Origin of the sequence: Pseudomonas sp., from assembly GCF_050739935.1 — a bacterium.
Classification (GTDB): Bacteria; Pseudomonadota; Gammaproteobacteria; order Pseudomonadales; family Pseudomonadaceae; genus Aquipseudomonas.
Genome location: NZ_JBOICF010000080.1, coordinates 28076 through 53038, shown reverse-complemented (window position 1 = coordinate 53038; position 24963 = coordinate 28076). Strand labels below are relative to the sequence as shown.

General features: G+C 59.2%; 22 protein-coding genes. 13 read left to right on the top strand and 9 right to left on the bottom strand.

From position 1 onward, the window contains the following. The first annotated feature begins 41 nt into the window (after positions 1 to 41). Complete coding sequence (locus ACRER8_RS15985; RefSeq protein WP_431747207.1) at positions 42 to 260, top strand: bacterioferritin-associated ferredoxin; 219 nt, start codon at positions 42 to 44, stop codon at positions 258 to 260. Positions 261 to 462: 202 nt separating this feature from the next. Next, the gene (gene bfr / locus ACRER8_RS15980; RefSeq protein WP_296178727.1) at positions 463 to 939 is read left to right on the top strand and encodes a bacterioferritin; all 477 of its coding nucleotides are present in this window, start codon (positions 463 to 465) and stop codon (positions 937 to 939) included. A 717-nt stretch (positions 940 to 1656) separates the two neighbouring features. Here the strand turns inward: bfr and grxD are convergent. From grxD to ACRER8_RS15965, 3 genes are all read right to left on the bottom strand, one after another. Further along, positions 1657 to 1986: a Grx4 family monothiol glutaredoxin gene (grxD, locus tag ACRER8_RS15975; RefSeq protein ID WP_431747206.1), complete on the bottom strand. Its 330-nt coding sequence runs from the start codon at positions 1984 to 1986 to the stop codon at positions 1657 to 1659. A gap of 116 nt (positions 1987 to 2102) precedes the next feature. Then, complete coding sequence (locus ACRER8_RS15970; protein ID WP_431747205.1) at positions 2103 to 4211, bottom strand: molybdopterin oxidoreductase family protein; 2109 nt, start codon at positions 4209 to 4211, stop codon at positions 2103 to 2105. A gap of 146 nt (positions 4212 to 4357) precedes the next feature. Further along, positions 4358 to 4660: a hypothetical protein gene (locus ACRER8_RS15965; protein ID WP_431747204.1), complete on the bottom strand. Its 303-nt coding sequence runs from the start codon at positions 4658 to 4660 to the stop codon at positions 4358 to 4360. 452 nt (positions 4661 to 5112) lie between these two features. On the opposite strand from ACRER8_RS15965, the gene argF reads away from it, so the two are divergent. Then, positions 5113 to 6033 carry an ornithine carbamoyltransferase gene (gene argF, locus ACRER8_RS15960; protein WP_431747203.1) on the top strand — a complete coding sequence of 307 codons (921 nt, stop codon included), beginning with the start codon at positions 5113 to 5115 and terminating at the stop codon, positions 6031 to 6033. Continuing rightward, positions 6030 to 7097, top strand: coding sequence for an ABC transporter ATP-binding protein (locus ACRER8_RS15955; protein WP_431747202.1), 1068 nt, complete (start codon positions 6030 to 6032; stop codon positions 7095 to 7097). Before argF ends, ACRER8_RS15955 begins: the two co-directional genes overlap by 4 nt. Before the next feature lie 133 nt (positions 7098 to 7230). On the opposite strand, the gene ACRER8_RS15950 is transcribed toward ACRER8_RS15955, so the two are convergent. After that, entirely contained in the window at positions 7231 to 8025 is a 795-nt protein-coding gene (locus tag ACRER8_RS15950) for a PhzF family phenazine biosynthesis protein (RefSeq protein ID WP_431747201.1), read from the bottom strand. Between the two features lie 113 nt (positions 8026 to 8138). Then, positions 8139 to 8609 carry a Cys-tRNA(Pro) deacylase gene (gene ybaK / locus ACRER8_RS15945; protein ID WP_431747200.1) on the bottom strand — a complete coding sequence of 157 codons (471 nt, stop codon included), beginning with the start codon at positions 8607 to 8609 and terminating at the stop codon, positions 8139 to 8141. A gap of 282 nt (positions 8610 to 8891) precedes the next feature. Here ybaK and glpK point away from each other — a divergent pair, with 282 nt between their 5' ends. From glpK to ACRER8_RS15900, 9 genes are all read left to right on the top strand, one after another. After that, positions 8892 to 10391, top strand: a complete 1500-nt coding sequence (gene glpK, locus ACRER8_RS15940; protein ID WP_431747199.1) for a glycerol kinase GlpK — start codon at positions 8892 to 8894, stop codon at positions 10389 to 10391. Between the two features lie 218 nt (positions 10392 to 10609). Next, positions 10610 to 11365 carry a DeoR/GlpR family transcriptional regulator gene (locus tag ACRER8_RS15935; RefSeq protein ID WP_431747198.1) on the top strand — a complete coding sequence of 252 codons (756 nt, stop codon included), beginning with the start codon at positions 10610 to 10612 and terminating at the stop codon, positions 11363 to 11365. 412 nt (positions 11366 to 11777) lie between these two features. After that, positions 11778 to 13316: a glycerol-3-phosphate dehydrogenase gene (glpD, locus tag ACRER8_RS15930; protein ID WP_431747197.1), complete on the top strand. Its 1539-nt coding sequence runs from the start codon at positions 11778 to 11780 to the stop codon at positions 13314 to 13316. A gap of 420 nt (positions 13317 to 13736) precedes the next feature. Next, a complete protein-coding gene (locus tag ACRER8_RS15925; protein ID WP_431747196.1) occupies positions 13737 to 14654 on the top strand; it encodes a glutamate/aspartate ABC transporter substrate-binding protein in 918 nt (305 codons plus the stop codon). Between the two features lie 118 nt (positions 14655 to 14772). Then, positions 14773 to 15519 (top strand): amino acid ABC transporter permease, encoded by a 747-nt coding sequence (locus tag ACRER8_RS15920; RefSeq protein ID WP_431747195.1) that lies wholly within the window; start codon positions 14773 to 14775, stop codon positions 15517 to 15519. Continuing rightward, a complete protein-coding gene (locus ACRER8_RS15915; RefSeq protein ID WP_431747194.1) occupies positions 15516 to 16184 on the top strand; it encodes an amino acid ABC transporter permease in 669 nt (222 codons plus the stop codon). The genes ACRER8_RS15920 and ACRER8_RS15915 overlap by 4 nt, the downstream gene beginning before the upstream one ends. After that, on the top strand, positions 16181 to 16915 hold the full coding sequence (locus ACRER8_RS15910) for an amino acid ABC transporter ATP-binding protein (RefSeq protein WP_120127607.1): 735 nt from the start codon (positions 16181 to 16183) through the stop codon (positions 16913 to 16915). Before ACRER8_RS15915 ends, ACRER8_RS15910 begins: the two co-directional genes overlap by 4 nt. A gap of 91 nt (positions 16916 to 17006) precedes the next feature. Further along, complete coding sequence (locus ACRER8_RS15905; protein WP_431747193.1) at positions 17007 to 18896, top strand: sensor histidine kinase; 1890 nt, start codon at positions 17007 to 17009, stop codon at positions 18894 to 18896. A 130-nt stretch (positions 18897 to 19026) separates the two neighbouring features. Continuing rightward, positions 19027 to 20352: a sigma-54-dependent transcriptional regulator gene (locus ACRER8_RS15900; protein ID WP_431747192.1), complete on the top strand. Its 1326-nt coding sequence runs from the start codon at positions 19027 to 19029 to the stop codon at positions 20350 to 20352. Between the two features lie 146 nt (positions 20353 to 20498). On the opposite strand, the gene ACRER8_RS15895 is transcribed toward ACRER8_RS15900, so the two are convergent. From ACRER8_RS15895 to ACRER8_RS15880, 4 genes are all read right to left on the bottom strand, one after another. After that, positions 20499 to 21428: a PfkB family carbohydrate kinase gene (locus ACRER8_RS15895; protein WP_431747191.1), complete on the bottom strand. Its 930-nt coding sequence runs from the start codon at positions 21426 to 21428 to the stop codon at positions 20499 to 20501. Beyond that, on the bottom strand, positions 21418 to 22887 hold the full coding sequence (locus ACRER8_RS15890; protein WP_431747190.1) for a purine-cytosine permease family protein: 1470 nt from the start codon (positions 22885 to 22887) through the stop codon (positions 21418 to 21420). The genes ACRER8_RS15895 and ACRER8_RS15890 overlap by 11 nt, the downstream gene beginning before the upstream one ends. Before the next feature lie 187 nt (positions 22888 to 23074). Further along, the gene (locus ACRER8_RS15885; protein WP_431747189.1) at positions 23075 to 24091 is read right to left on the bottom strand and encodes an ADP-ribosylglycohydrolase family protein; all 1017 of its coding nucleotides are present in this window, start codon (positions 24089 to 24091) and stop codon (positions 23075 to 23077) included. Then, positions 24088 to 24801, bottom strand: a complete 714-nt coding sequence (locus tag ACRER8_RS15880; RefSeq protein WP_431747188.1) for a GntR family transcriptional regulator — start codon at positions 24799 to 24801, stop codon at positions 24088 to 24090. Before ACRER8_RS15880 ends, ACRER8_RS15885 begins: the two co-directional genes overlap by 4 nt. Positions 24802 to 24963: the final 162 nt, after the last annotated feature.

The window sequence follows — 24963 nt, the reverse complement described above, 5'->3', positions numbered from 1 at the left end:
CCGTCGCACATGAGCAAATAACTCAGCGACGGTCCTTATTTATGTATGTCTGCCTCTGCCAAGGTGTCACCGACGGACAGATCCGCGAAGCAATCATGGAAGGATGCTGTAGCTATCGTGAAGTGCGCGAGACCTTGGGTGTCGCCAGTAAATGTGGGAAATGTGCCTGCCTTGCGAAGGAAGTGGTGCGTGAAACCCTGACTGAACTACAAACTTCTCACTCCGCCCTCGCCTATCCCGCGGAATTTTCTGCCGCCTGATTCATCGTATTCCAAGGAACCGGACCCAGTGTCCGGTTTTTTTATGCCTGTAATTCAAGTGCTTAGGGATAAGATGCGGAACACAAACATTCTTATTCCTATTTATTTTCACTTATTATTCAATAACTTAGGTTTGACAGGTGTTTATAGGAGGCCCAGACTTGCGGCCTATATATGAACATCTTTCGACAGGACCTCGATCATGAAAGGCGACATTACAGTCATCCAGCATCTCAACAAGATCCTCGGAAACGAGCTGGTCGCGATCAACCAGTACTTTCTGCATGCGCGCATGTATGAAGATTGGGGTCTGAACAAGCTGGGCAAGCACGAGTACCACGAATCCATTGACGAGATGAAACACGCTGACAAGTTGATCAAGCGCATCCTGTTTTTGGAAGGCCTGCCAAACCTGCAGGACCTGGGCAAGATCCTGATCGGCGAGCACACCAAGGAAATGCTGGAGTGCGATCTGAAGATCGAGCGCAAAGGTCATGCGGATCTGAAAGCAGCGATCGCTCACTGCGAAACTGTAGGCGATTTCGGCAGCCGCGAGCTGCTGGAAGACATTCTCGAATCCGAGGAAGAGCATATCGACTGGCTGGAAACGCAGTTGGGTCTGATCGACAAGGTCGGCATCGAGAACTACCTGCAATCGCAGATGGGTGAAGAAGACTGATTCAGCCTTCGCCCCACAAAAAGCCCCGCCTGGTGTTGAGTCAGGCGGGGCTTTTTTGTATCGGGGGTCGTGGGTTTGTTGATATTGGTTCTGCCTTCGGCAAGTTGCCTGGAAAATCCGGAATGCCGGACCACCCCCAGGTAATCAGGGGTGCTTGCTCCTGATTTGGCCCTCCTTCGTCGGGTTCCCTCACGCAGGCTTAGCTCCGTGGGCCCCGCGCCACAGCCCCTTGTCCTGACAGCGCTCTCGCGGCATTCATGCCGGTCGAAGCTGTGCGCACCGCGTGTGATCGGCCTGCACCCAGGTTGCGTTCGGCAGGTGTTTGGACTATCGCGTAAAAAAAGGCGTAGCAGCACGGCTTGCCGCCGGGGGGTATTGGTGAGATCGCTGCCGTTCGCAAGGCGACTGCTACCGGATTGTGCTCACGCGCAAAATCTTCGTACGCCGCAAAACCTGTAGGAGCTGGCTTGCTGGCGAATGTGATGGGGCAGGCGCAGATGCGTTGTTTGACACTCCGCATTCGCCAGCAAGCCGGCTCTTACAGTAGATCGGCTACAGCGAATAATCGCACTCGGCATCTGGACGCGAAGGGCGTTAGCCCCAGCCGCATTACTTTTCATACGCGATCCCAGCGCCAACCCAAGCCCCCCAAAAAACCATGCCCATAAAAAAACCCCGAATCTCCAAAAGACCGGGGCTTTTTCGTCAACCGCCCAATCAGGCCGTTGCGTTCTTCTCTACCGCTTCCTTGACCAGCTTCTGCAGCGAGCCATCAGCTTGCATTTCTACGATGATGTCGCTGCCGCCAACCAGCTCACCATCAACCCACAGCTGCGGGAATGTCGGCCAGTTAGCGTACTTCGGCAGGTTTGCACGGATTTCCGGGTTCTGCAGAATATCGACGTACGCGAACTTTTCGCCACACGCCATCAATGCTTGGGACGCCTTGGCCGAGAAGCCGCACTGCGGGGCATTCGGAGCGCCTTTCATGTAAAGCAGAACGGTGTTATTGGCAATCTGGTCTTTGATCGTTTCGATGATATCCATGGAGCACCTCGGCTTAACTTTACGACTGTATGAGTCGACACGGTGGCGCATTCTAACCGATTCCCGAGCGTAACGCTCGGGCTTGGCTTTAGTCGATTCGATAAATATGATGAGCGTCATGCCGCCGCGACAGTCACCGGCACCCCGTTAAGCACAGCGTTGCCGGACACAGCGTCCATCTGCCGTTCGTCGGTCAAGTCATTGGCGCTCACCCCCGGCTGACCGCGGGCAATGTCCATTTGCACGCCGGGGCGAGCATGCCCCCAGCCGTGAGGCAAGCTGACAACACCAGGCATCATGTCGCTGCTGCCCATTACCTCTACCTCGATCATCCCCACCCTAGAACTCACGCGAACCCGCTGGCCGTCGCTCAAACCGCGACTCGCAAGGTCGTTCGGATGCATCAGCAAATGATGGCGCGGCTTGCCCTTCACCAGACGGTGATAGTTGTGCATCCACGAGTTATTGCTGCGCACGTGACGTCGCCCGATCAGCACCAATTCGTCGGCTCGCGGCAAGACTGCCGTAGCAAAGCGTACCAAGTCGGCCAGGATCACTTCCGGCGCGGCCTGTACGCGTTGATTGGCGGTTCGCAAGCGCGATGCCAGATTGGGCTTGAGGGCGCCTAGATCCAGCCCATGCGGATGGTTGTACAGTGTTTCCAGTGACAATTTGAATTCTGATCCATCGCCGTAGAGCCCGGCCCGCAGTCCACGATCAACCATCTGCGCGGGCGAGAGGGTCGGCTTCAATTCCCGCTCGGCTTTCCTGGCAAACGCGTTGGCCAGACCGACGAAGATCTCCCAGTCATGCAAAGCACCATCAGGTTTGCCGAGGATCGCGCGGTTGAAGCGGGTTACGTTGCGCACCGCGAACATATTGAACGTGGTGTCGTAGTGGTCGTTTTCCAGCGCCGAGGTGGACGGCAGGATCAGATCGGCATGGCGCGTGGTTTCGTTGATGTACAGGTCGACGCTGACCATGAACTCCAGCCCGTCGAGCGCCTCATCCAACCTGCGGCCGTTAGGGGTCGACAGCACCGGGTTGCCTGCCACGGTGATCAACGCCCTGACCTGCCCTTCGCCATCGGTGAGCATCTCTTCGGCCAGTGCCGACACTGGCAACTCGCCGCCGTACTCTGGCAGCGCGGAAACGCGGCTCTGCCAGCGGTTGAATCCGCCGCCGGAGGTCGACGCCACCAGATCCAGCGCCGGCTCGGTGCACAACGCGCCACCCACACGATCAAGGTTGCCGGTGACCAGGTTGATTAGCTGCACCAGCCAATGACACAAGGTGCCAAACGCTTGCGTGGAAATTCCCATGCGCCCGTAACACACTGCACTTTCGGCGTTGGCGAAGTCCCGCGCCAGTTGCCGAATCTGCTCGGCCGGGACGCCGCAACGCAAGCTCATCGCCTCGGGATTCATATGCGCGATGGCCGCGCGTACTTCTTCAAGGCCGTCGACTGGCAAGTGACTGTCGCGGGTCAGGCCCTCGGCAAATAGCGTGTGCAAGAGACCGAGCAGCAACGCAGCGTCACCACCAGGCCGGATGAACACATGTTTATTGGCGATCGCCGCTGTTTCGCTGCGTCGCGGATCGACCACCACGACCTTGCCGCCACGAGCCTGAATTGCCTTCAGGCGTTTTTCCACGTCGGGCACGGTCATGATGCTGCCGTTGGACGCCAACGGGTTGCCGCCGAGGATCAGCATGAAGTCTGTGTGATCGATGTCGGCAATCGGCAGCAGCAGGCCGTGGCCGTACATCAGGTAGCTGGTCAGGTGATGCGGAAGCTGATCCACCGACGTCGCCGAGAAACGATTGCGGGTCTTCAGTTGGCCCAGGAAATAATTGCTGTGGGTCATCAACCCGTAGTTATGGACGCTCGGGTTTCCCTGGTAGACCGCGACCGCGTTCTGCCCGTGACGCTGCTGGATGTCGGTCAGACGCTCAGCCACCAGATCGAACGCCTCCTGCCACGGGACCGGGTGCCACTCACTGCCAATTCGGCGCATGGGCTGGCGAAGGCGATCGGGATCATCCTGAATGTCCTGCAAGGCCACCGCCTTCGGGCAGATATGCCCGCGGCTGAACGTGTCTTGCGGATCACCCTTGATCGAGCTGATGCGCACCGAGGCGTCGTCTTCAAGGGTGGTCTCGATGGTCAGGCCGCAGATGGCCTCGCACAGATGACAGGCACGGTGGTGAAGAGTCTTGGTCATCGCCAGTCTCATGTTTTTGTATGGCGATCGGTGTGATCGCGGAAACAAAACTATGGAGGCTGTCGTACACTTCGCCAGAAACGTCAGTACCGTGAATCGGACAGCATCAGGTGAGCCGATAGCTCACCTGAACGCTAACGAAGGTATCAGGAAGCCGAGCCACCAATGGGCGTGACGACCTTGCGCTGCAGCTGGATCTCGTGGACGGTCTCGACCTGCTCCTGGGACACCTGCACGCCGGTCAGCTCACCGATCAGACGCCAGTGATCGTCCAGACCAGAACTGATGGTCGCCATGCGATCGATCATGCGGCGGCCGGCAGAGCGGGTTACTTCGTCTTCACTGCGCATCAGCTCGAACGACATCGATGTCATGGAAGCGGTGAGGTGCGTGAGGGTACGAGCCGTGAGCCCGAGCAGTTCCGTCAATTGTTTCTCTTTTGAATCCATTCCCCACCCCTTCAGGAGGACATAAGCGGCCTTTATAACTCACGCCACTGGTTTAAGAAACGCTCGGGTTTGCGCGGCGTGAAGTATGTCGCATAAGGTTCAGCAGCATTTTGAAACTGTTGCAGAATCGGCAGTAATTGCCAGCCCCTGTCTGGGCGGTGTACAACCTTCGCCCGTCTAGCCGGGCGGGGATGGCGAACTGCCGTCGCAATGTACGAAACTGTAGCACTTCGTTACATGAAAAGCGTCTAGAACGCATCACTTTGACGCTACCGGACGTCTGACCGTCATTTTCAAACACACCGGGCCTTGGCACGAGGCGACATTTTCTTATACCCTCGCGCCTTCCCTATTCGTCGCCCCGAGCGGCTTTTTGCCGCAGGTCTCGCCCGTTTTCCCGATAAAACCCGGCTTTGAGGATCTGCGGTCTGTTGCAGACAAGGTAGTTAATGATGAGCGCAAGGCACTTTCTCTCGATGATGGATTACACGCCAGATGAACTCGGCGGCGTGATCCGTCGAGGCATTGAGCTGAAGGACCTGCGAAATCGCGGCGTGCTGTTCGAGCCGCTAAGAGGCCGGGTGCTGGCGATGATCTTCGAGAAATCTTCGACTCGGACGCGAGTTTCGTTCGAAGCCGGAATGATTCAACTCGGCGGGCAGGCCATCTTCCTGTCGCCTCGGGACACCCAATTGGGCCGTGGCGAGCCGATTGCCGACGGTGCGCGCGTCATGTCGCGCATGGTCGATGCAGTGATGATCCGCACGTTCGCCCACAGCAACCTCACCGAATTTGCCGCCCACTCTCGCGTGCCGGTGATCAACGGCCTGTCTGACGATCTGCACCCGTGCCAATTGCTGGCGGACATGCAAACCTTCCTGGAGCACCGCGGCTCGATCAAAGGCAAGACCGTGGCCTGGATCGGCGACGGCAATAACATGTGCAACAGCTATATAGAAGCCGCGATCCAGTACGACTTCAAATTGCGCGTCGCCTGCCCGGAAGGCTATGAACCCAATCCGCACTTCCTCGCGCTGGCCGGTGATCGTGTGACGCTCACTCGCGATCCACATGAAGCCGTCAAAGGCGCTCATCTGATCAGCACTGACGTCTGGACCTCCATGGGCCAGGAAGAGGAAGCCGCCAAGCGCATCGCGCTGTTCAAGCCGTTCCAGGTCACCCGTGAGTTGCTCGACCTGGCCGCCGATGACGTCCTATTCATGCACTGCCTGCCGGCGCACCGTGGCGAAGAAATCAGCGGAGACCTGCTTGACGACGCGCGCTCGGTCGCCTGGGATCAGGCCGAAAACCGCCTGCATGCGCAGAAGGCCCTGCTGGAATTTCTCGTCGCGCCGGCCTACAGACCGGCATGAGTGAGCCGTTGCTGCTGAAACTGCATGACCTCGCTTGCGGCTATCAGGATCAACGCGTGGTACAGAGCCTGAATCTGCACCTCAACGCTGGCGACATCGGCTGTTTGCTCGGTTCTTCCGGCTGTGGCAAAACCACGACGCTGCGTGCCATCGCCGGTTTCGAACCGGTGCATGAAGGCGAGATCGTGCTGGCGGGAGAAGTCATTTCCAGAGCCGGCTTTACCCTTGCACCGGAGAAGCGCCGGATCGGCATGGTGTTTCAGGATTATGCGCTGTTCCCGCACCTGACAGTGGCCGACAACATTGCTTTCGGCATCCGCAACCATCCGCGCCTGGCTCAGGTGGTCGGAGAGATGCTGGAGTTGGTCAATCTCGGTGCGCTGGGCAAGCGTCATCCCCATGAACTTTCCGGCGGTCAGCAGCAGCGCGTGGCCCTGGCTCGCGCTTTGGCACCGGAACCGCAACTGCTGTTGCTCGACGAGCCCTTCTCCAACCTCGATGGCGAACTGCGTCGGCGTCTGAGCCATGAAGTGCGGGACATTCTCAAGGCCCGCGGCACCAGCGCCATTCTGGTGACCCACGATCAGGAAGAAGCCTTCGCGGTCAGCGATCAGGTGGGCGTGTTCCAGGCAGGTCGTCTGGAGCAGTGGGATACGCCTTACAACCTGTATCACAAGCCGGCCACGCCCTACGTCGCCAGTTTCATTGGTCAGGGCTATTTCATTCCGGGGCGGTCGATTGACGGCGCCTGGGTGCAGACCGAACTCGGCAGGCTGCAGGTCAACAGCGTCTATGCAGTCGCTGCCGGGACGTCGGTGCATGTGCTCCTGCGACCGGACGCTATCGCCTATGCGCCAGACAGCCCGCTCAAGGCCCGGGTCTTGAGCAAGACATTCCAGGGCGCTGTGTCGTTGTATCGGTTGCAACTGGCGGCTGATATCCAGTTGCAAGCACTGCTCCCAAGCCATGTGGATTTGCGTTTGGGGAATGAGGTGGGTATTCAAGTGGTTGCCGAGCATCTGGCGCTGTTCCCGGCGGAGTGTAAGGCGCCGGTGCATCACTGACAGATCACGTGTGGGTCTGCTGACACCTGTCTGTGTGGGAGCGAATTCATTCGCGAGAGGCCGGTACACTCGACAGATAGCTATTCATCGCGAATGAATTTGCTCCCACAGGTCATATATCCAGCCACAAACCTCACGCTCCGCCCAGCGTCAACACCCCACTTGCCACCAGCGTCGCATAGCCGCCGATCTTCACCCGGTCCCCTTCCAGACGACAGAACAATTCCCCACCTCGTGCCGAGCTCTGATGCGCGGTGAGGCTGAACTTGTTCAAACGCGCTGACCAATAGGGAATCAGGCTGCAGTGGGTCGAGCCGGTCACCGGGTCTTCGGGAATGCCAATCGCCGGCGCGAAATACCGAGAGACGAAATCGTAGTGTTCACCATCGCCCTTGGCGGTCACGATCACGCCAGGCCAGGGCAACCGGGCAATGGCGGCGAAATCGGGTGTGCATTCACGAACCGCCTGTTCGGATTCCAGCACCACGAGCAGTTCCGCCGAACCCAGCACATCCACCACTTCGGTATTCAGCGCGCGCTCGATATCGACGGTGACCCCCACCTCACTCGGCGGCATGGCGGGAAAATCCAGCAGCAGCCGGCCATTTTCACGCGTCACGCTCAATGCGCCCGACTTGCTGAAAAACTCGATGTTCTCGGACGCCTCGCCATATTTCTCAAACAGCACAAACGCGCTCGCCAGGGTCGCATGCCCGCACAGCGGCACTTCATTGGTCGGGGTGAACCAGCGGATATGCCAACCCTGAGCCTCGCGCACGACAAAGGCGGTTTCGGACAGGTTGTGTTCCGTCGCGATGCGCTGCATCAGCTCATCCGACAGCCAGGTATCAAGGCGATAGACCATCGCCGGGTTACCTGCGAACGGTCGATCACTGAAAGCGTCGACCTGATGAAATTCAAGCTGCATGGAAGGCGTCCCCAATCGTTATTGTTCGGCAGCGCCCTCTCCGGTTGCTGCGGATAGTCACTGCCAATTATCGCTGTATGAACGGCTCGGGCATTTCCGGCGACGCCTTCGGATCATTCACGGCCAATCTGCGCAAAAGTCCCACGAGTGTGTTCTGCAAGTACCGCGGCCGGCAGTTCGACCTCAAGCCCGCGTCGACCAGCGCTGACAAAAATCGTCGCGAACGGTTGAGCAGACTCGTCAATGAAAGTTCGCAGTCTTTTTTTCTGTCCCAGCGGACTAATGCCGCCCAACAAATAACCCGTCGCACGTTGCGCGGCAGCCGGGTGAGCCATTTCCGTTTTCTTCACACCAGCCGCTTGCGCCAACGCCTTGAGGTCCAGCGATCCCACGACCGGTACCACGGCCACCAGCAACTCGCCCTTTTCAGTGCTCGCCAACAACGTCTTGAACACTTGAGCAGGCTGCAAATTCAGCTTTTCCGCAGCTTCCAGACCGTAGGAAGCGGCCTTGGGATCATGTTCATAACTGTGCACACGGTGTTCGGCGCGAACTTTTTTCAGTAAATCCAATGCGGGGGTCATGCAGCACTCCAGGCGACCAGGATGTTTCTCGTTAGCTGCCGTTACTTTAGGCCATCTGTATTCGAAACGCCTGCGTTCGCCGAGCGGATGGCTAAAGTCATTGAAATGGACGAAATAAGAGAAAGCCGTTCATTTTCGACCTTTGACAATGTTCGTTTACGTCTATATTTTTTCGAATACGAATATCGAGCTTTCGGCGAGACGTATCGGCGCTCCTGACGCGCTTTCGCACGTAGACTGATGGCCGTTCCCGGATACCCGCTTTATCACCAGGCAATTGACATGACAGACAACAAGAACTACATCATCGCCCTCGATCAAGGTACGACCAGCTCACGCGCGATCATCTTCGACCGGGATGCGAACGTGGTGAGTAGCGCCCAGAGCGAGTTCGTTCAGCATTACCCGCAGCCCGGCTGGGTCGAGCATGACCCGATGGAAATCTTCGCCACCCAGACCGCCTGCATGACCAAGGTTCTGGCCCAGGCAAACCTGCATCACAACCAGATAGCTGCCATTGGCATCACCAACCAGCGCGAGACTACGGTCGTCTGGGAAAAGGACACCGGTCGGCCGATCTACAATGCCGTTGTCTGGCAATGCCGCCGCAGTACCGAAATCTGCCAACAGCTCAAGCGCGATGGGCTTGAGGACTACATTAGGGAAACCACCGGTCTGGTGATCGACCCGTACTTTTCCGGCAGCAAATTGAAGTGGATTCTCGATCACGTCGAAGGCAGCCGCGAACGCGCCCGGCGTGGCGAGCTGCTGTTTGGCACGGTCGATAGCTGGCTGATCTGGAAATTCACCGGCGGCAAGGTTCACGTTACCGATTACACCAACGCATCGCGCACCATGATGTTCAACATCCACACCCTGGAGTGGGACCAGCGGATGCTGGACGTGCTCGACGTGCCGCGAGAAATGCTCCCGGAAGTGAAATCCTCTTCAGAGGTCTACGGCCACAGCAAGAGCGGCATCGCCATCGCCGGTATTGCGGGCGATCAGCAATCGGCGCTGTTCGGCCAGATGTGCGTGGAACCCGGCCAGGCCAAAAACACTTATGGCACCGGCTGTTTCCTGCTGATGAACACCGGCAAAAAGGCGGTCAAGTCGAACCACGGCTTATTGACCACCATCGGCTGCGGCCCGCGAGGCGAAGTGGCCTATGCGCTGGAAGGCGCGGTGTTCAACGGCGGCTCGACCGTGCAGTGGCTGCGTGACGAGCTGAAGATCGTCAACGATTCAATGGACACCGAATATTTCGCCACCAAGGTGAAGAACAGCAACGGAGTGTATCTGGTCCCGGCGTTCACCGGTCTTGGGGCGCCGTATTGGGACCCCTACGCACGGGGCGCGCTGTTCGGCCTGACCCGTGGCGTGAAAGTCGACCACATCATCCGCGCCGCGCTGGAGTCGATTGCCTACCAGACCCGCGACGTGCTCGATGCCATGCAGCAGGACGCAGCCGAACCGCTCAAGGCGCTGCGTGTGGACGGCGGCGCGGTGGCGAACAACTTTCTCATGCAGTTCCAGGCGGACATTCTCGGCACCCAAGTGGAACGTCCGAAAATGCGCGAGACCACCGCATTGGGCGCGGCCTATTTGGCGGGTCTGGCGATCGGTTTCTGGAGCGGGCTTGATGAGCTCAAGGATAAAGCCGTGATAGAGCGCAAATTCGAACCTCAATGCGACGAAGCGGAGAAGGAAAAGCTCTATGCCGGCTGGCGCAAGGCGGTCGAGCGCACGCGGGATTGGGAGCCGCACGAAGACGCGGAGTAAAGAGCCACACCGAGATTCACCTGCTTACCTGTTTAACCGTGGGAGCGAATTCATTCGCGAGGCCGGTATAGTCATTGATGTCTATCGACTGGACTGCCGCATCGCGAATGAATTCGCTCCCACCGGTATTGATCGCCTTACTTCCAGAGATTCTTTTTCCGGCTGACAGGTAATGGCTGCCTGCGGCATCATGGGCGCTCTTGCCCGAAGGAAGAAAAATGAATCTGCCACCCCGTCAACAGCAGATCCTCGAGCTGGTCCGTGAGCGCGGCTATGTCAGCATCGAGGAAATGGCCCAATCGTTCGTCGTGACCCCGCAAACCATCCGTCGCGACATCAACCAGCTGGCGGAAATGAACCTGCTGCGTCGCTACCACGGCGGCGCTGCGTACGATTCCAGCATCGAGAACACCGCGTACGCCATGCGTGCCGATCAGATGCGCGATGAGAAACAGCGAATCGCCGAGGCGATTGCCGCGCAGATTCCCGATCATGCCTCGCTGTTCATCAATATCGGGACCACCACTGAGTCCATCGCCCGCGCACTGCTCAACCACAATCATCTGAAAATCATCACCAACAACCTGCATGTCGCGTCGATCCTCAGTGGCAAGGATGACTTCGAAGTGCTGCTGGCCGGCGGTAACGTGCGCCGTGACGGCGGTGTCGTGGGTCAGGCGAGCGTGGATTTCATCACCCAGTTCAAGGTCGACTTCGCGCTAGTGGGCATCAGCGGCATCGATGAAGACGGCAGCCTGCTGGATTTCGATTATCAGGAAGTGCGCGTTTCCCAGGCGATCATCGCCAACGCCCGCCAGGTGATCCTGGCCGCCGACTCCAGCAAGTTCGGTCGCAACGCGATGGTGCGCCTGGGCCCTATTACCCTGATCGATTGCCTGGTCACCGATCAGGCCCCAGTGCCTGCGCTAGCGCAATTGCTGACGCAGAACAAGATTCGGCTGGAAGTGGTTTGAATCCCGGACAGCAGATTCACCGCGCGCCCTCCTGATTCTGCCCGGAGGGCGTAGGAGCAAGCTTGCTCGCGATCTGCCGGGAACCGGCAGCAAAGCCTGACGCCCCGATCTGCCTGACACAACCAATTAGCCCCGTTTACTGCCGCTTCGCGGCAGATCGCGGGCAAGCCTCGCTCCTACTGCCTCCGGCCAGAATCAAAAGCCCTTACGGCCAAGCTACGGTTCGTTAAGCCGTCTCCGATGTTCGTTTTTGTTCCTTTCCCCTCCCTCCAATCAGTATTTTCAATCAATACCGAGTGGTGAGGTGCGCCCTATTGCGTTATCATTTTCGAAAATGAACATAAATGTTCGAATTCGCCTTTCATAGTTCTCAGCAGTCAAGGCGAGATCAGATATCAGACAGGAGGCCCCAATGGCCCATTCCGCCTTGCCAACCCCACCCCTCTCCGAGGTTTACGACATTGCCGTGATCGGCGGTGGCATCAATGGTGTCGGGATCGCGGCGGATGCTTCGGGGCGGGGGCTCTCGGTATTCCTTTGCGAAAAAGACGACTTGGCCAGCCATACATCGTCCGCCAGCAGCAAGTTGATCCACGGCGGCCTGCGCTATCTGGAGCATTACGAATTCCGTCTGGTGCGCGAAGCGTTGGCCGAACGTGAAGTGCTGCTGGAAAAGGCCCCACACATCGTCAAACCCATGCGCTTCGTTTTGCCTCATCGCCCTCACCTGCGTCCGGCGTGGATGATTCGCGCCGGTCTGTTTTTGTATGACCATCTGGGTAAACGGGAAAAACTGCCCGCCTCGAAAAGCCTGCGCTTCGGTGCGAACAGCCCGTTGAATGCAAACATTACCCGCGGTTTCGAATATTCCGACTGCTGGGTCGATGACGCGCGGCTGGTGGTCCTGAACGCCATGGCCGCTCGGGAAAATGGCGCGCACATACACACTCAGACCCGCTGCATCAGCGCACGTCGCAGTGGCGGGTTGTGGCACCTGAATATGGAACGGGCCGACGGCAGCCTGTTTTCCCTTCGCGCCAAGGCCCTGGTGAACGCAGCCGGACCGTGGGTGGCCAAGTTCATTCGCGAAGACTTGAAGCTTGAATCCCAGTACGGTATCCGCCTGATTCAAGGCAGCCATCTGATCGTGCCAAAGCTGTACGAGGGCGAGAACGCTTTCATTCTGCAGAACGAAGATCAGCGCATCGTTTTCGCCATTCCGTACCTGGAACGCTTCACCATCATCGGCACCACCGACCGCGAATACACCGGCGATCCAGCGAAGGTGGCGATCACCGAAGGCGAAACCGATTACCTGCTGAAGATCGTCAACGAGCACTTCAAGAAGCAGCTCAGCCATGACGACATCATTCGCACTTACTCCGGTGTGCGTCCGCTGTGCAATGACGAATCGGATAACCCATCGGCGATCACCCGCGACTACACCCTGTCGCTGTCAGGCGGTGCGAGCGAGCCACCCATTCTTTCGGTTTTCGGCGGCAAGCTAACGACTTATCGCAAGCTTGCCGAATCGGCGATGCAGCAACTGGCACCGTTTTTCACGCAGATGCGCCCAAGCTGGACCGCCAAAGCGAGCCTGCCAGGTGGGGAGAACATGTCCACGCCTGCCGCCCTGGCTGCTGAGTTGCAACAGCGTTGCCCGTGGCTGCCTGCGGAAGTCGCCAAGCGCTGGGCGATCACCTATGGCTCGCGCAGCTGGCGCATCGTCGAGGGCGCGCAAGGCTTGGCTGATCTGGGCGAACATCTGGGCGGCGGGTTGTACAGCCGTGAGGTGGATTACCTGTGCAGCGAGGAATGGGCGACCACCGCCGACGACATCCTGTGGCGCCGGACCAAGCTGGGCCTGTTCACTACGGCGGAAGAACAGCAGAGCGTAAAGGCGTATCTCGACAAGCTGGCGCGTAATAAAAGCGCTATCGAAGCTGCCTGATCAGGGTCCGCTGACTCGCCGCAATCCTCTGTGGGAGCGAATTCATTCGCGATGGGGTTGTACATCCGACAGATCGGTATCGGATGTACTGGCCAATCGGGGATGAATTCGCTCCCACGGGTCTGTGTGACTTCCGGAGAAATCGCCCCCTCGCCCTCATTCGGTTTTCCGAACGCTCCTCTCGTTCCGATTCGGCATCCCGGACGGCAGAATTCCCTCCCCGCATCAATAAAAGACCAAATTCCCTTTATTTTCAGCGAGTTATCCGTTTTCACGTGCTTGGCATGACTCATGCTCTACACTCATCACGATTGCTCCGATGTAGCGTGCCGCCTGATTGGGCCGCCGTTGTAGCGTTCTGAAACGATAGGGCCGAACCAACACCGGCCCCATAAAAAAAACAAAGTCGAGGATTAAAAGATGCGTATCGTTCCCCACGTTCTGGGCGCAGCCATTGCGGCCGCCGTTTTGATCAGCACCCCAGTGTCCGCCGCCGAGCTGACGGGCACCCTGAAGAAAATCAACGAATCCGGCACCATCACCCTCGGTCACCGCGACTCGTCGATTCCGTTCTCCTACATCGCTGACGCTTCCGGCATACCGGTTGGCTACTCCCACGACATCCAGCTGGCCGTCGTCGAAGCGATCAAGAAAGACCTGAACAAGCCCGATCTTAACGTCAAATACAACCTGGTTACCTCGCAGACCCGTATCCCGCTGGTTCAGAACGGCACCGTCGACATCGAATGTGGTTCGACCACCAACAATGCCGAGCGCGCACAGCAAGTCGACTTCTCGGTCGGCATCTTCGAAATCGGTACCAAACTGCTGACCAAGGTCGGCTCGCCGTACAAAGATTTCGACGACCTCAAAGGCAAGAACGTCGTGACCACCGCGGGCACCACGTCGGAGCGCATTATCAAGTCCATGAACGCCGACAAGCAGATGGGCATGAACGTCATCTCCGCCAAGGACCACGGCGAGTCCTTCCAGATGCTGGAATCGGGTCGTGCCGTTGCTTTCATGATGGACGACGCGCTGCTGGCAGGTGAAATGGCCAAGGCCAAGAAGCCTACCGACTGGACCGTGACTGGCACCCCGCAATCCTACGAAATCTATGGTTGCATGGTTCGCAAGGATGACCCGGCGTTCAAGAAGGCAGTGGACGACGCCATCGTCGGCCTCTACAAGTCGGGCGAGATCAACAAGATCTACGACAAGTGGTTCACCCAGCCGATTCCTCCAAAAGGCCTGAACCTGATGTTCCCGATGAGCGACGAGCTCAAGGCCCTGATCGCCAATCCGACCGACAAGCCGGCGCCAGACAAGAAGGCCTGAGTCCTTCGCCGCAAACCATAAAAACGTAAAAGCCTGATTCCCGGGAAAGCCACGTGCTTTCCCGGGAGCCGCTGCAAAGCGAATGCGTGCATAACGATCGATCAGAGGGGAGACCCTGATGAATTACAACTGGGACTGGGGCGTGTTCTTCAAGTCCACTGGCGTTGGCAGCGAGACCTATCTGGACTGGTACATTGCCGGTCTGGGCTGGACCATCGCCATCTCAATCGCCGCCTGGATCATCGCGTTAATCCTGGGCTCGGTGCTCGGGGTAATGCGTACGGTGCCCAATCGCATCGTGTCTACAATCGCCACGGTCTACGTAGAAATCTTCCGTAATGTGCCACTGCTGGTGCAGCTGTTCATCTGGTACTTCCTGGTGCCGGACCTGCTGCCTGAAAACCTGCAAGAGTGGTACAAGCAAGACCTGAACCCGACCACCTCGGCCTTCCTGAGCGTTGTCGTATGCCTGGGTCTGTTCACCGCCGCACGGGTTTGCGAACAAGTGCGCACGGGTATCCAGGCGCTGCCAGTCGGCCAGGAGTCGGCCGCGCGCGCCATGGGTTTCAAACTGCCGCAAATCTACTGGAACGTCCTGCTGCCGCAGGCTTACCGGATCATCATTCCGCCGCTCACCTCTGAATTTCTCAACGTGTTCAAGAACTCGTCGGTGGCTTCGTTGATCGGCTTGATGGAGCTGCTGGCACAGACCAAACAGACCGCTGAATTTTCCGCGAATCTGTTCGAAGCCTTCACCCTCGCCACCCTGATCTACTTCACGCTAAACATGAGCCTGATGCTGTTCATGCGTGTGATCGAGAAGAAAGTCGCGGTGCCGGGCCTGATTTCCGTGGGAGGTAAATGATGGACTTCTCTGGAGTCATTCCGGCCATTCCGGGCCTGTGGAACGGCATGCTCATGACCTTGCAATTGATGGTCATGGGCGTGATCGGCGGCATCATCCTCGGCACGCTTCTGGCTCTGATGCGCCTGTCGTCGAGCAAATGGATGTCGCGCATCGCCGGCGCCTACGTCAACTATTTCCGTTCGATCCCGCTGCTGCTGGTGATCACCTGGTTCTATCTGGCGGTGCCGTTCGTGCTGCGCTGGATCACAGGGCAAGACACTCCGGTCGGCGCGTTCACCTCCTGCGTCGTGGCCTTCATGATGTTCGAGGCGGCGTACTTCTGCGAAATCGTCCGTGCCGGCGTGCAGTCGATCTCCCGCGGCCAGATGGGCGCCGCGCAGGCGCTGGGTATGACCTACGGACAGATGATGCGCCTGATCATCCTGCCGCAGGCGTTCCGCAAGATGACCCCGCTGCTGCTGCAGCAGAGCATCATCCTGTTCCAGGACACCTCGCTGGTCTACACGGTCGGTCTGGTCGACTTCCTCAACTCGGCCCGCTCCAGTGGCGACATCATTGGCCGCTCCAATGAGTTCCTGATCGTCGCGGGTCTGGTGTACTTCACGATCAGCTTCGCGGCCTCGCGTCTGGTCAAGTTCATGCAAAAAAGGTTAGCCGTATGATTTCCATCAAAAATATCAACAAGTGGTATGGGGACTTCCAGGTGCTGACCGATTGCAGCACCGAGGTCAAGAAAGGCGAAGTGATCGTGGTATGCGGGCCGTCCGGTTCCGGCAAATCGACCCTGATCAAATGCGTCAACGCCCTTGAGCCGTTTCAGAAAGGCGACATCGTGGTCGACGGCACGTCCATCGCCGACCCGAAGACCAACCTGCCAAAACTGCGCTCGCGCGTCGGCATGGTGTTCCAGCATTTCGAACTGTTTCCGCACCTGACCATTACCGAGAACCTGACCATCGCGCAGATCAAGGTACTGGGCCGCAGCAAGGAAGAAGCCACCAAGAAAGGCCTGCAACTGCTTGAGCGCGTCGGTTTGTCTGCTCACGCCCACAAACACCCTGGCCAACTGTCCGGCGGCCAGCAGCAGCGCGTGGCGATTGCCCGTGCGCTGGCGATGGATCCGGTGGTGATGCTGTTCGACGAACCCACCTCGGCGCTGGACCCCGAGATGGTCAACGAAGTGCTTGACGTGATGGTGCAGCTCGCCCACGAAGGCATGACCATGATGTGCGTGACCCACGAAATGGGCTTCGCCCGCAAAGTGGCTGATCGGGTGATCTTCATGGACAAGGGCCAGATCATCGAAGATTGCGTCAAGGAAGAGTTTTTCGGCGACGTCAGCGCGCGTTCCGAGCGTGCTCAGCACTTCCTGAACAAAATCCTGCAGCACTAATTGATTCAATGCCCCATAAGGGCAAAAAACCCTCCGGCCGCTCATGTCGACATCCATGACACGAGCGGCTGGTCGGTCCAGGACGACTGTGATGAAATGCGATCCACCTCTTAGCGCGCCGCCATCACTTGCCGTGAAACCCCGCCTGATCCGCCATCTGTTCCTGCCGCCGCTGGTCATCCTGCTGATGATCGCGCTGGGCTATGTCACCTACCTGTACAGCGAAAAGAATGGCATCAAGGCTCTCGGCGAAAACGGCGAGCGACAGCTTGAGCTGCACGCCCGTACCGTAGAAAGCGAAATCAACAAGTACAACTACCTGCCCAGCGTGCTGGAACTCGAATCCAATGTTTCCGAATTGCTCAACGAGCCGTCGCCGGAACTGCGCGGCAAGGTCAACGACTACCTGGAAGGCCTGAACCGCCGCAGCCGCAGTCGTGCGATCTATGTACTCGACACCACCGGTCGCGTGCTGGCCACCAGTAACTGGCGCGATGCCGACAGTTACCTGGGCGAAGACCTGTCCTTCCGCGCCTACTACCAGGATGCGATCCGCGGGTTGCCCGGCCGTTTCTATGGCATCGGCAGCACCACCGGCGAGCCGGGCTATTACCTGGCGCACGGTCTTGAAGAGAAAGGCAAGATCATCGGCGTCGCGGTGATCAAGGTACGGCTGGAAGCCCTCGAAGAGCGCTGGCAACGGGCGCGCCTGGAGGCCTTCGTCAGCGACGAAAACGGCATCATCATTCTGTCCAGCGATCCGGCGCGGCGCTTGAAATCGGTTCGCCCGCTGACCGCGCAAACCAAGGAACGCCTGGCCCGCAGCCTGCAATATTACTGGTGGCCACTCAACGAGCTGGTGCCACTGGAGCGCCAGTCGATCGCCGAGGGCATCGAGAAGCTGACCTTCCCGGCCAATAGCAGCGTCGACCATGAACACACCGTGGTCAGTTATCTAGCGCAGACCCGCGACCTGGCCGACACACCGTGGCACCTGACCTTGCTGACACCACTGGAAGACCTGCGTCGCGAAGCGGCGAATCAAGGCATGTTGGTGGCGGTGGCCTGCGCGCTGGCAATGTTCTTGCTGATCGCCTGGAACGAGCGGCGCAAGGTCATTTCCACACGTCTGGCGGCGCGGGAAGCGCTGGAAGAAGCCAATAACGAACTGGAGCGTCGGATTACCGAACGTACCGCCGACCTGCGCGCCAGCAATGAACGCCTCAAGGGCCAGATTCGCGAGCGACGTCAGGCCGAAGAGACTTTGCGCCAAGCCCAGGATGAACTGGTTCAGGCCGGTAAACTGGCAGCTATCGGGCAGATGTCGACCAGCATCGCCCATGAACTCAACCAGCCGCTGGCGGCATTGCGCACGCTGTCCGGTAATACCGTACGCTTCATCGAGCGGGGTGCGCTGGACACAGCGAGCACCAACCTGCGAACCATCAACGATCTGGTCGACCGCATGGGCCGCATCACCGCCAGCCTGCGTTCCTTTGCCCGACGTGGTGAGGACAAGGGCCAGGCGTCGTTGCTCAAGGCGGTTGAAGCGGCCTTGCAGCTGCTGGCAGGGCGTCTTGAGAACAGCGCGCTGGATCTTCATCAGGCGTTCGAGGATGTCGAACTGGCGATCGATCAGACGCGACTGGAGCAGATCCTGGTCAACCTGATCGGCAACGCACTGGACGCCATGCAGGCGCAACCGCTACCCGTGCTCTGGTTGCAAGGCGATGTGTTCGAAGGCCGCTACCGCCTGCGTGTACGGGACAACGGGCATGGCATCGACGCCGAAGCGCGCAAGCATCTGTTCGAACCGTTTTTCACCACCAAACCCGGCGAGCAAGGGCTGGGGCTGGGTCTGACGTTATCCGCCAGCCTGGCCGCAGCGGCCGGTGGCAGCCTCAATGCGGAAGACCCGGCCGAGGGCGGCACCATGTTTGTGCTGGTTTTGCCGTTGGTTGACCGTGGAGCAGCGGTATGAATCAACATTCGGAAATCATCGTCGACTGGAAGATTTTCGCGAATGAATTCGCTCCCACAGAAGAACGCATTTCGTCTGTGAGAGCGAGTTCATTCGCGATGAAGGCAACGCTGACGTATTGGACTTACTCATGAATACTGAACTGACCGTCCTCATCGTCGAAGATGACCCTCATGTCCTGCTCGGATGCCAGCAGGCGCTGGCACTGGAAGACATTCAAAGTCAGGGCGTGGGCAGTGCCGAGGAAGCGTTGGCGATGGTGAGCGATAACTTCGCCGGTATCGTCATCAGCGACATTCGCCTGCCGGGCATCGACGGGCTGGAATTGCTCAAGCGCTTGAAAGAGCGTGACCGCACGCTGCCGGTGGTGCTGATCACTGGCCACGGCGACGTTTCGATGGCGGTCGGGGCGATGCGCGACGGCGCTTACGACTTCATGGAGAAGCCCTTCTCTCCTGAACGTCTGGTGGATGTCGCCCGACGCGCGCTGGAGCAGCGCAGGCTGGCGCGGGAGGTCTGGTCGCTGCGTCGCCAACTGGCCGAACGCGATTCGCTGGAAGGCAAGATCATCGGTCGTTCGGCGGTCATGCAGAACCTGCGGGCACTGATCGCCAACGTCGCCGACACCTCCGCCAACGTGCTGATCGAAGGCGAGACCGGCACCGGAAAGGAACTGGTCGCACGCTGCCTGCACGATTTCAGCCGTCGTCATTCCAATCAATTCGTTGCGTTGAACTGCGGCGGGTTGCCCGAAAACCTGTTCGAAAGCGAAATCTTCGGCCACGAAGCCAACGCCTTCACCGGCGCGGGCAAGCGCCGCATCGGCAAGATCGAGCACGCCCACAACGGCACACTGTTCCTCGATGAAGTGGAAAGCATGCCGATCAATCTGCAGATCAAACTGCTTAGAGTGTTACAGGAGCGCACTCTGGAGCGACTGGGTTCCAACCAGAGCGTGGCGGTGGATTGCCGGGTGATCGCTGCTACCAAGTCTGACCTCGACGAGCTGAGCAAGGCCAGCCAGTTCCGTAGCGACTTGTATTACCGCCTGAACGTGGTGACTTTGGAACTGCCGCCGCTGCGCGAACGGCGCGAGGACATCCTGCAACTGTTCGAACATTTTCTGCAGCTGTCGTCACTGCGTTTCGATCGCGAGCCGCCACAATTGGACGCGCAGACTCTGTCGTCGTTGATGAGCCATGACTGGCCAGGCAACGTGCGCGAACTGCGCAACGTCGCCGAGCGGTACGCGCTGGGTCTGCCTGCGTTCAAGAAATCCGGGGCCATGGTCAGCACCCAAAGTCTGGGCTTCTCCGAGGCCGTGGAAGCGTTCGAGAAGAACCTGCTCAGCGAGGCCCTGCAGCGCAGTGGCGGTAACCTGAGCCAAGCCAGCCAGGAACTGGGCATGGCCAAGACGACGTTGTTCGACAAGGTGAAGAAGTACGGCTTGGGTTGACGCTGGCGTCAGCGACTTTTTCAACGCCACCGTCGCGACGCATCAACGCGCCTCTGTGGCAGCGAAGTCATTGGCGACGCGGTGTTTCAGACCATGAACATGTATCGACTGAACTGCCCTATCGTGAATGAATTCGCTGCCACAGGTTAATCGGTGTTGGCCTTGAGCAGTGCATCCACTTCATCGGCCAGCGGCGCCGTCGCTGGCCCCCAACGGGTGACGGCAATGGCTGCGGCCGCATTGGCGCGCAATGCCGCTTGTTCCGCTGAAAGCCCCGCCGCCAAGCCTGCCAGCAATACCCCGGCATGGGCATCGCCGGCGCCATTGGTGTCGATCGCGGTCACCGGAAAACCGCGCACCTGCCGCGTCTGACCACCCTGCCCGATCCAACAGCCCCGCGGCCCGTCACGCACGACGATCAACGCGTCATCATTCAACCAATGCGCCAAGCGATCCAGCGCATCGGCAATCGCCTCGCAGCCGGTGAATCTCAGCGCCTCTTCGCAATTGCTGGTCCACAGCGTGATCAGTGGCAACACGGTCCGCATCTCGGCGCCGTCCGGGGAGTTGATCAGCGGCCCCGGATCGAACACCACGCCCGCGCTTTTGGACAACTCACCCAGCCACTCCAGCAGCGTCGACACCTTGTGCTGGTGCAACAGGCTGTAGCCACTGACAAACACATAGTCCTCTGGCTGCACCGTGACGCTGTGCAAGTCTTGGAGGGACAAGCTGCCCTCCGCACCGACGTAGGAGATGAACGAGCGCTCGGCAGACGCTTCAATCAGCGCCACCGACAGGCCCGTGTCCTGATCATCCGAGCGCGGCGTCGCGACTTCGATCCCTTCAGCCGTCATCGCCTCACGCGCCAGATCGCCGAAGCGTCCCTTGCCATGGCGACCGAGGTAGACCGTCTGCATGCCATTACGGCAGGCAGCGGCCATCACATTGAAGCCACCGCCAGCCTCGAACGTTGCCGAACTGGCGAGCACATCGCCCCCGGAGCGTGGCAAGGCATCGAGCCCCATGACCAGATCAACCACGACCTGGCCGGTGTATAGCAATCTAGCGGGCATGAGCAGCCTCTTCAGCAACGACGCGACGGTCGCGCGAACCACCGAGAATGGCATACAGGCCGCCGGCGACCACGAAGATCACGATCCAGCCCAGGCCGTTATGACCGAACCAGGAGTCGGACAGAAAGCCTTTGAACAACACGTTTTCCGGCGTGGTTGCGACCGTGGTAAAGCTGAAACCGAGCACGATCGCCAGGGCCCAGGCGCCCAGCGCACGCCACTCGATGCCGCCGCTGTACCAATAGGCGCTACGTGGCGAGACGTCCATCAGGTCCCTGGCGGAATAGACATGGCGATGAATCAGGTCGACGACGAAGATCCCCACCCACGCGGTGATCGGCACCGCCAGCATTGAAATGAACGTGATGAACGGGCCATAAAAACTGTCGGCAATCAGCATGAAGTAGATCGAACCAGCAAAGATCGCCACGATATCGACGATGACCGCATGCACGCGTTTGATCTTCAGCCCCAGGGTCAAGGTGGTCAGACCTGCCGAGTACACCGACAGATTGTTCGACAGCAACAGGCCGCCGAAGGCCGTAATCAGATAAGGCACGGCCATCCAGGTCGGCAGCAACTGGCGAATGGCGATGATCGGGTCAGTGGCCGACGCCAGATGGTCGTTGCCCACCGACAGCAGACCGCCAAGGGTGATCAGCAGTATCAACGGGATACCTGCACCGAATGCCGCCGAGGCCACCAGCCGAGTGGCCTTGACGCTGCGGTGCTGGTAGCGCGACATGTCGGCGCCAGCGTTGGCCCAGCCGATGCCCGTGCCTGCCGCCATGGTGCCGACGCCGATGATCATCGCGCTCACCGGTGCTGGCGCGGCGTTGAATACGGCACTCCAGTCGATGTGCGCGATCAGGAAGCCACCGACCACGATGTTCAGCGCGCCGAAGATGTAGGTCGCCCATTTCTGGATGACCAGCAGGGTCGCATGGCCCAGGCCGGAAACGGTGAGGGTCATCAACACGAAGACGGCGATGAATACCAGTGTCAGCCCCGGCGCGCTCTTGGCCTCGACAGGGGTTTGGAACAGGATCGAACACAGCGACAGCAGGACGAACGCCGCCGTAGTCGTGTTGACCGTTTCCCAACCCAGGCGCGACATCAGCGACACGATGGTCGGACCGATGTTGCCGCGAACACCGAAAATGGCGCGAGAGAGTGTCAGGCTCGGCGCACGCCCCCTACGGCCTGCGATGGAAATCACCCCGACCACGGCGAAGGAGCCCGCCGCTCCGAGAATGGCCACGATGATGGCTTGGCCGATCGACAACCCGCGAAAGGCCACCAGAGTTGCGCCTAGCGGCAGGCCGAGAATGCTGATGTTGGCCGCGAACCAGACCCAGAACAGCTGCAGCGGATGGCCGTTGCACTCGTTTTCCGGAACCGGCTCGATGCCGCGTGTTTCAAGTTGTCCTGCGCCCTGGTTGGCGGGGGATGACGTCATGGGAATGCTCCTGTTGCCGTTTGTTCTGGTTGTGGGCAGTACGCAACGCAAGTGACGTCCATGTCGGGTGGGTCCTCGACCGCTTTCAAGAGCGAACGAACCCCGGATCCCCAATTAATCAGGGCAATGTTGGATCTCTTTTATTCGATTCGGCAGACCCCGATGCCAGGATCAGTGCCGGCGCGGGTCAGACGGTACGCAAAGACAGCAAATGCTCGACCAGCGGGGAAAGCTCCAGGGCACTCACGATCCTGATCTGTTCGATCAATTCGACCGGCCATACCGACATGCCGCTGGAAGCACCCAGCATCGCGCCGAGAATGGCGGCGATGGTGTCAGTGTCTCCGCCGAGACTGGCCGCCATGCACAGTGCATCGAACGGCAACAACTGTCCTGAGGCGACTTGATGCGCAAGGGCGAACGCCGCGATGACCGACTCCTGAGATGCCACCGACGTACCTATCACGTCGTAGATCAAGCCGGGCAACCGCTCATTGCTGACGCCGGCGCAGAGACTTTTCGCCCAGACGATCCGGGCCGAAATCCGCGCACCGGCGATCCAGTGACCATGACGCTCGGCGCGCAGAGCGATACGTGCGCCGACATCCAGCGCTTCGCCGAGATTGACGCCGTTGATCCCCGCCGAAACCACCGCCGCGACAGCTGCCGCGCTGGAAATCCCCAGTGTGGTGTTATGTGTCACCTGGCAGGCCTGCATCACGGATTCGACGAACTGCTGCTCGTCACGCACATCTGCTGCGATACCCACCGGGGTGATGCGCATGGCTGCACCATTGGTGGTGCCAAAACGACCGGCCTCTTCGGGGCTATGGCCTGCCAGGATCATCTCAATAGCGCGCTTGGTCGACGGGCCAAGCAGATCCTGCGAGCCCTTGGCTTGCATTACGGCTTCCCAGTCGATAAGGCTTTGCGCCAGGTCTGAAGGCTGAATGAGCCCTGCCCCGGCGACCAGCAATTCCGCGACCAACACGGCCTGCTCGGTGTCATCGGTAATCGACCCGGCGGGCATGTTCGGCGCAATCGGCTGGTCGGTGTCCGCTGCGGTCAACGTGGTGATCCGGTCAAAGCGTTGCTTGATCTGCTCGCGACTGAGCGATTGCGTGGGCATGCCCAATGCGTCGCCCAAGGCCAGGCCATAAAAAGCGGCCAGAGCGCGGTCGCGATTGTCGATCAATGCAGTCATGTAGACGATCCAAATGCCAGATGCAGACGAAAATGCACGGGGTCCAGAAGGCTTTCCACGTGCTCCATGAAACGTTCGCGGCGATCGAAAGTGGTACGGATCGCCTTGAGAAATACAGTGCCGGGCTCACGCAACATCAGCACGGCATCATCGTTGTTCAGCGGTTCGGCGCCGATCCATTGATCGCCGCGATCGCCAACGTAACCGTGGGCGGCCATGGTCACGGTCAGCGAGTCGTCGATCAGTCCGTCGCGGGGCAGGTTTTCCAGGCCATCGACCGCCGGAATCAGTACCCGCTCCAGCGACACCACGTTGCCGTCAGCGGCTGTGCGGCGGCGATCCAGGGCAATGAAATCCGCCGTGCCGAAGCGCCCGGCCAGATCGGGCCGCTGCACCGCGACCAGCCGCAGGACCTCGGTGTTGACCCTGGCGCCGGTATCGGCCAGTGCCTGCGCCCAGCCTGCGCGCTGGTCCAGCGAAATGCCGTCGTAGGTCACGATCGAACCGACGCCGGTCTGGGTCGCAATGTAGTTGCGGCGCTTGAGTTCGGACAGCGCCTCGCGCAACGTGCCGCGACTGACGTTGAATTCCTGTGCCAGCAGGTTTTCACCCGGCAGCAATTCTCCCGCGCCCATTTGACCGGTTTCTATACGCCGGGCGAGTTCATCGATCACGCGCTTTTTCTTGTCAAATCGAACCTGTCTAATCATGTACAAATTGATATCCGAAAAGAGTTATAGGGAGCAAGTCATTTTTAAATCGCAATCGAAAATTTGTTACGTGTGTTACGTCGCATTGCGAGCAAGTTCGTGCTGCGATTCACGCCGCTGAAACTGTAGCAGCCGAGCTTGCTCGCGGTATGCCGTGCCAGA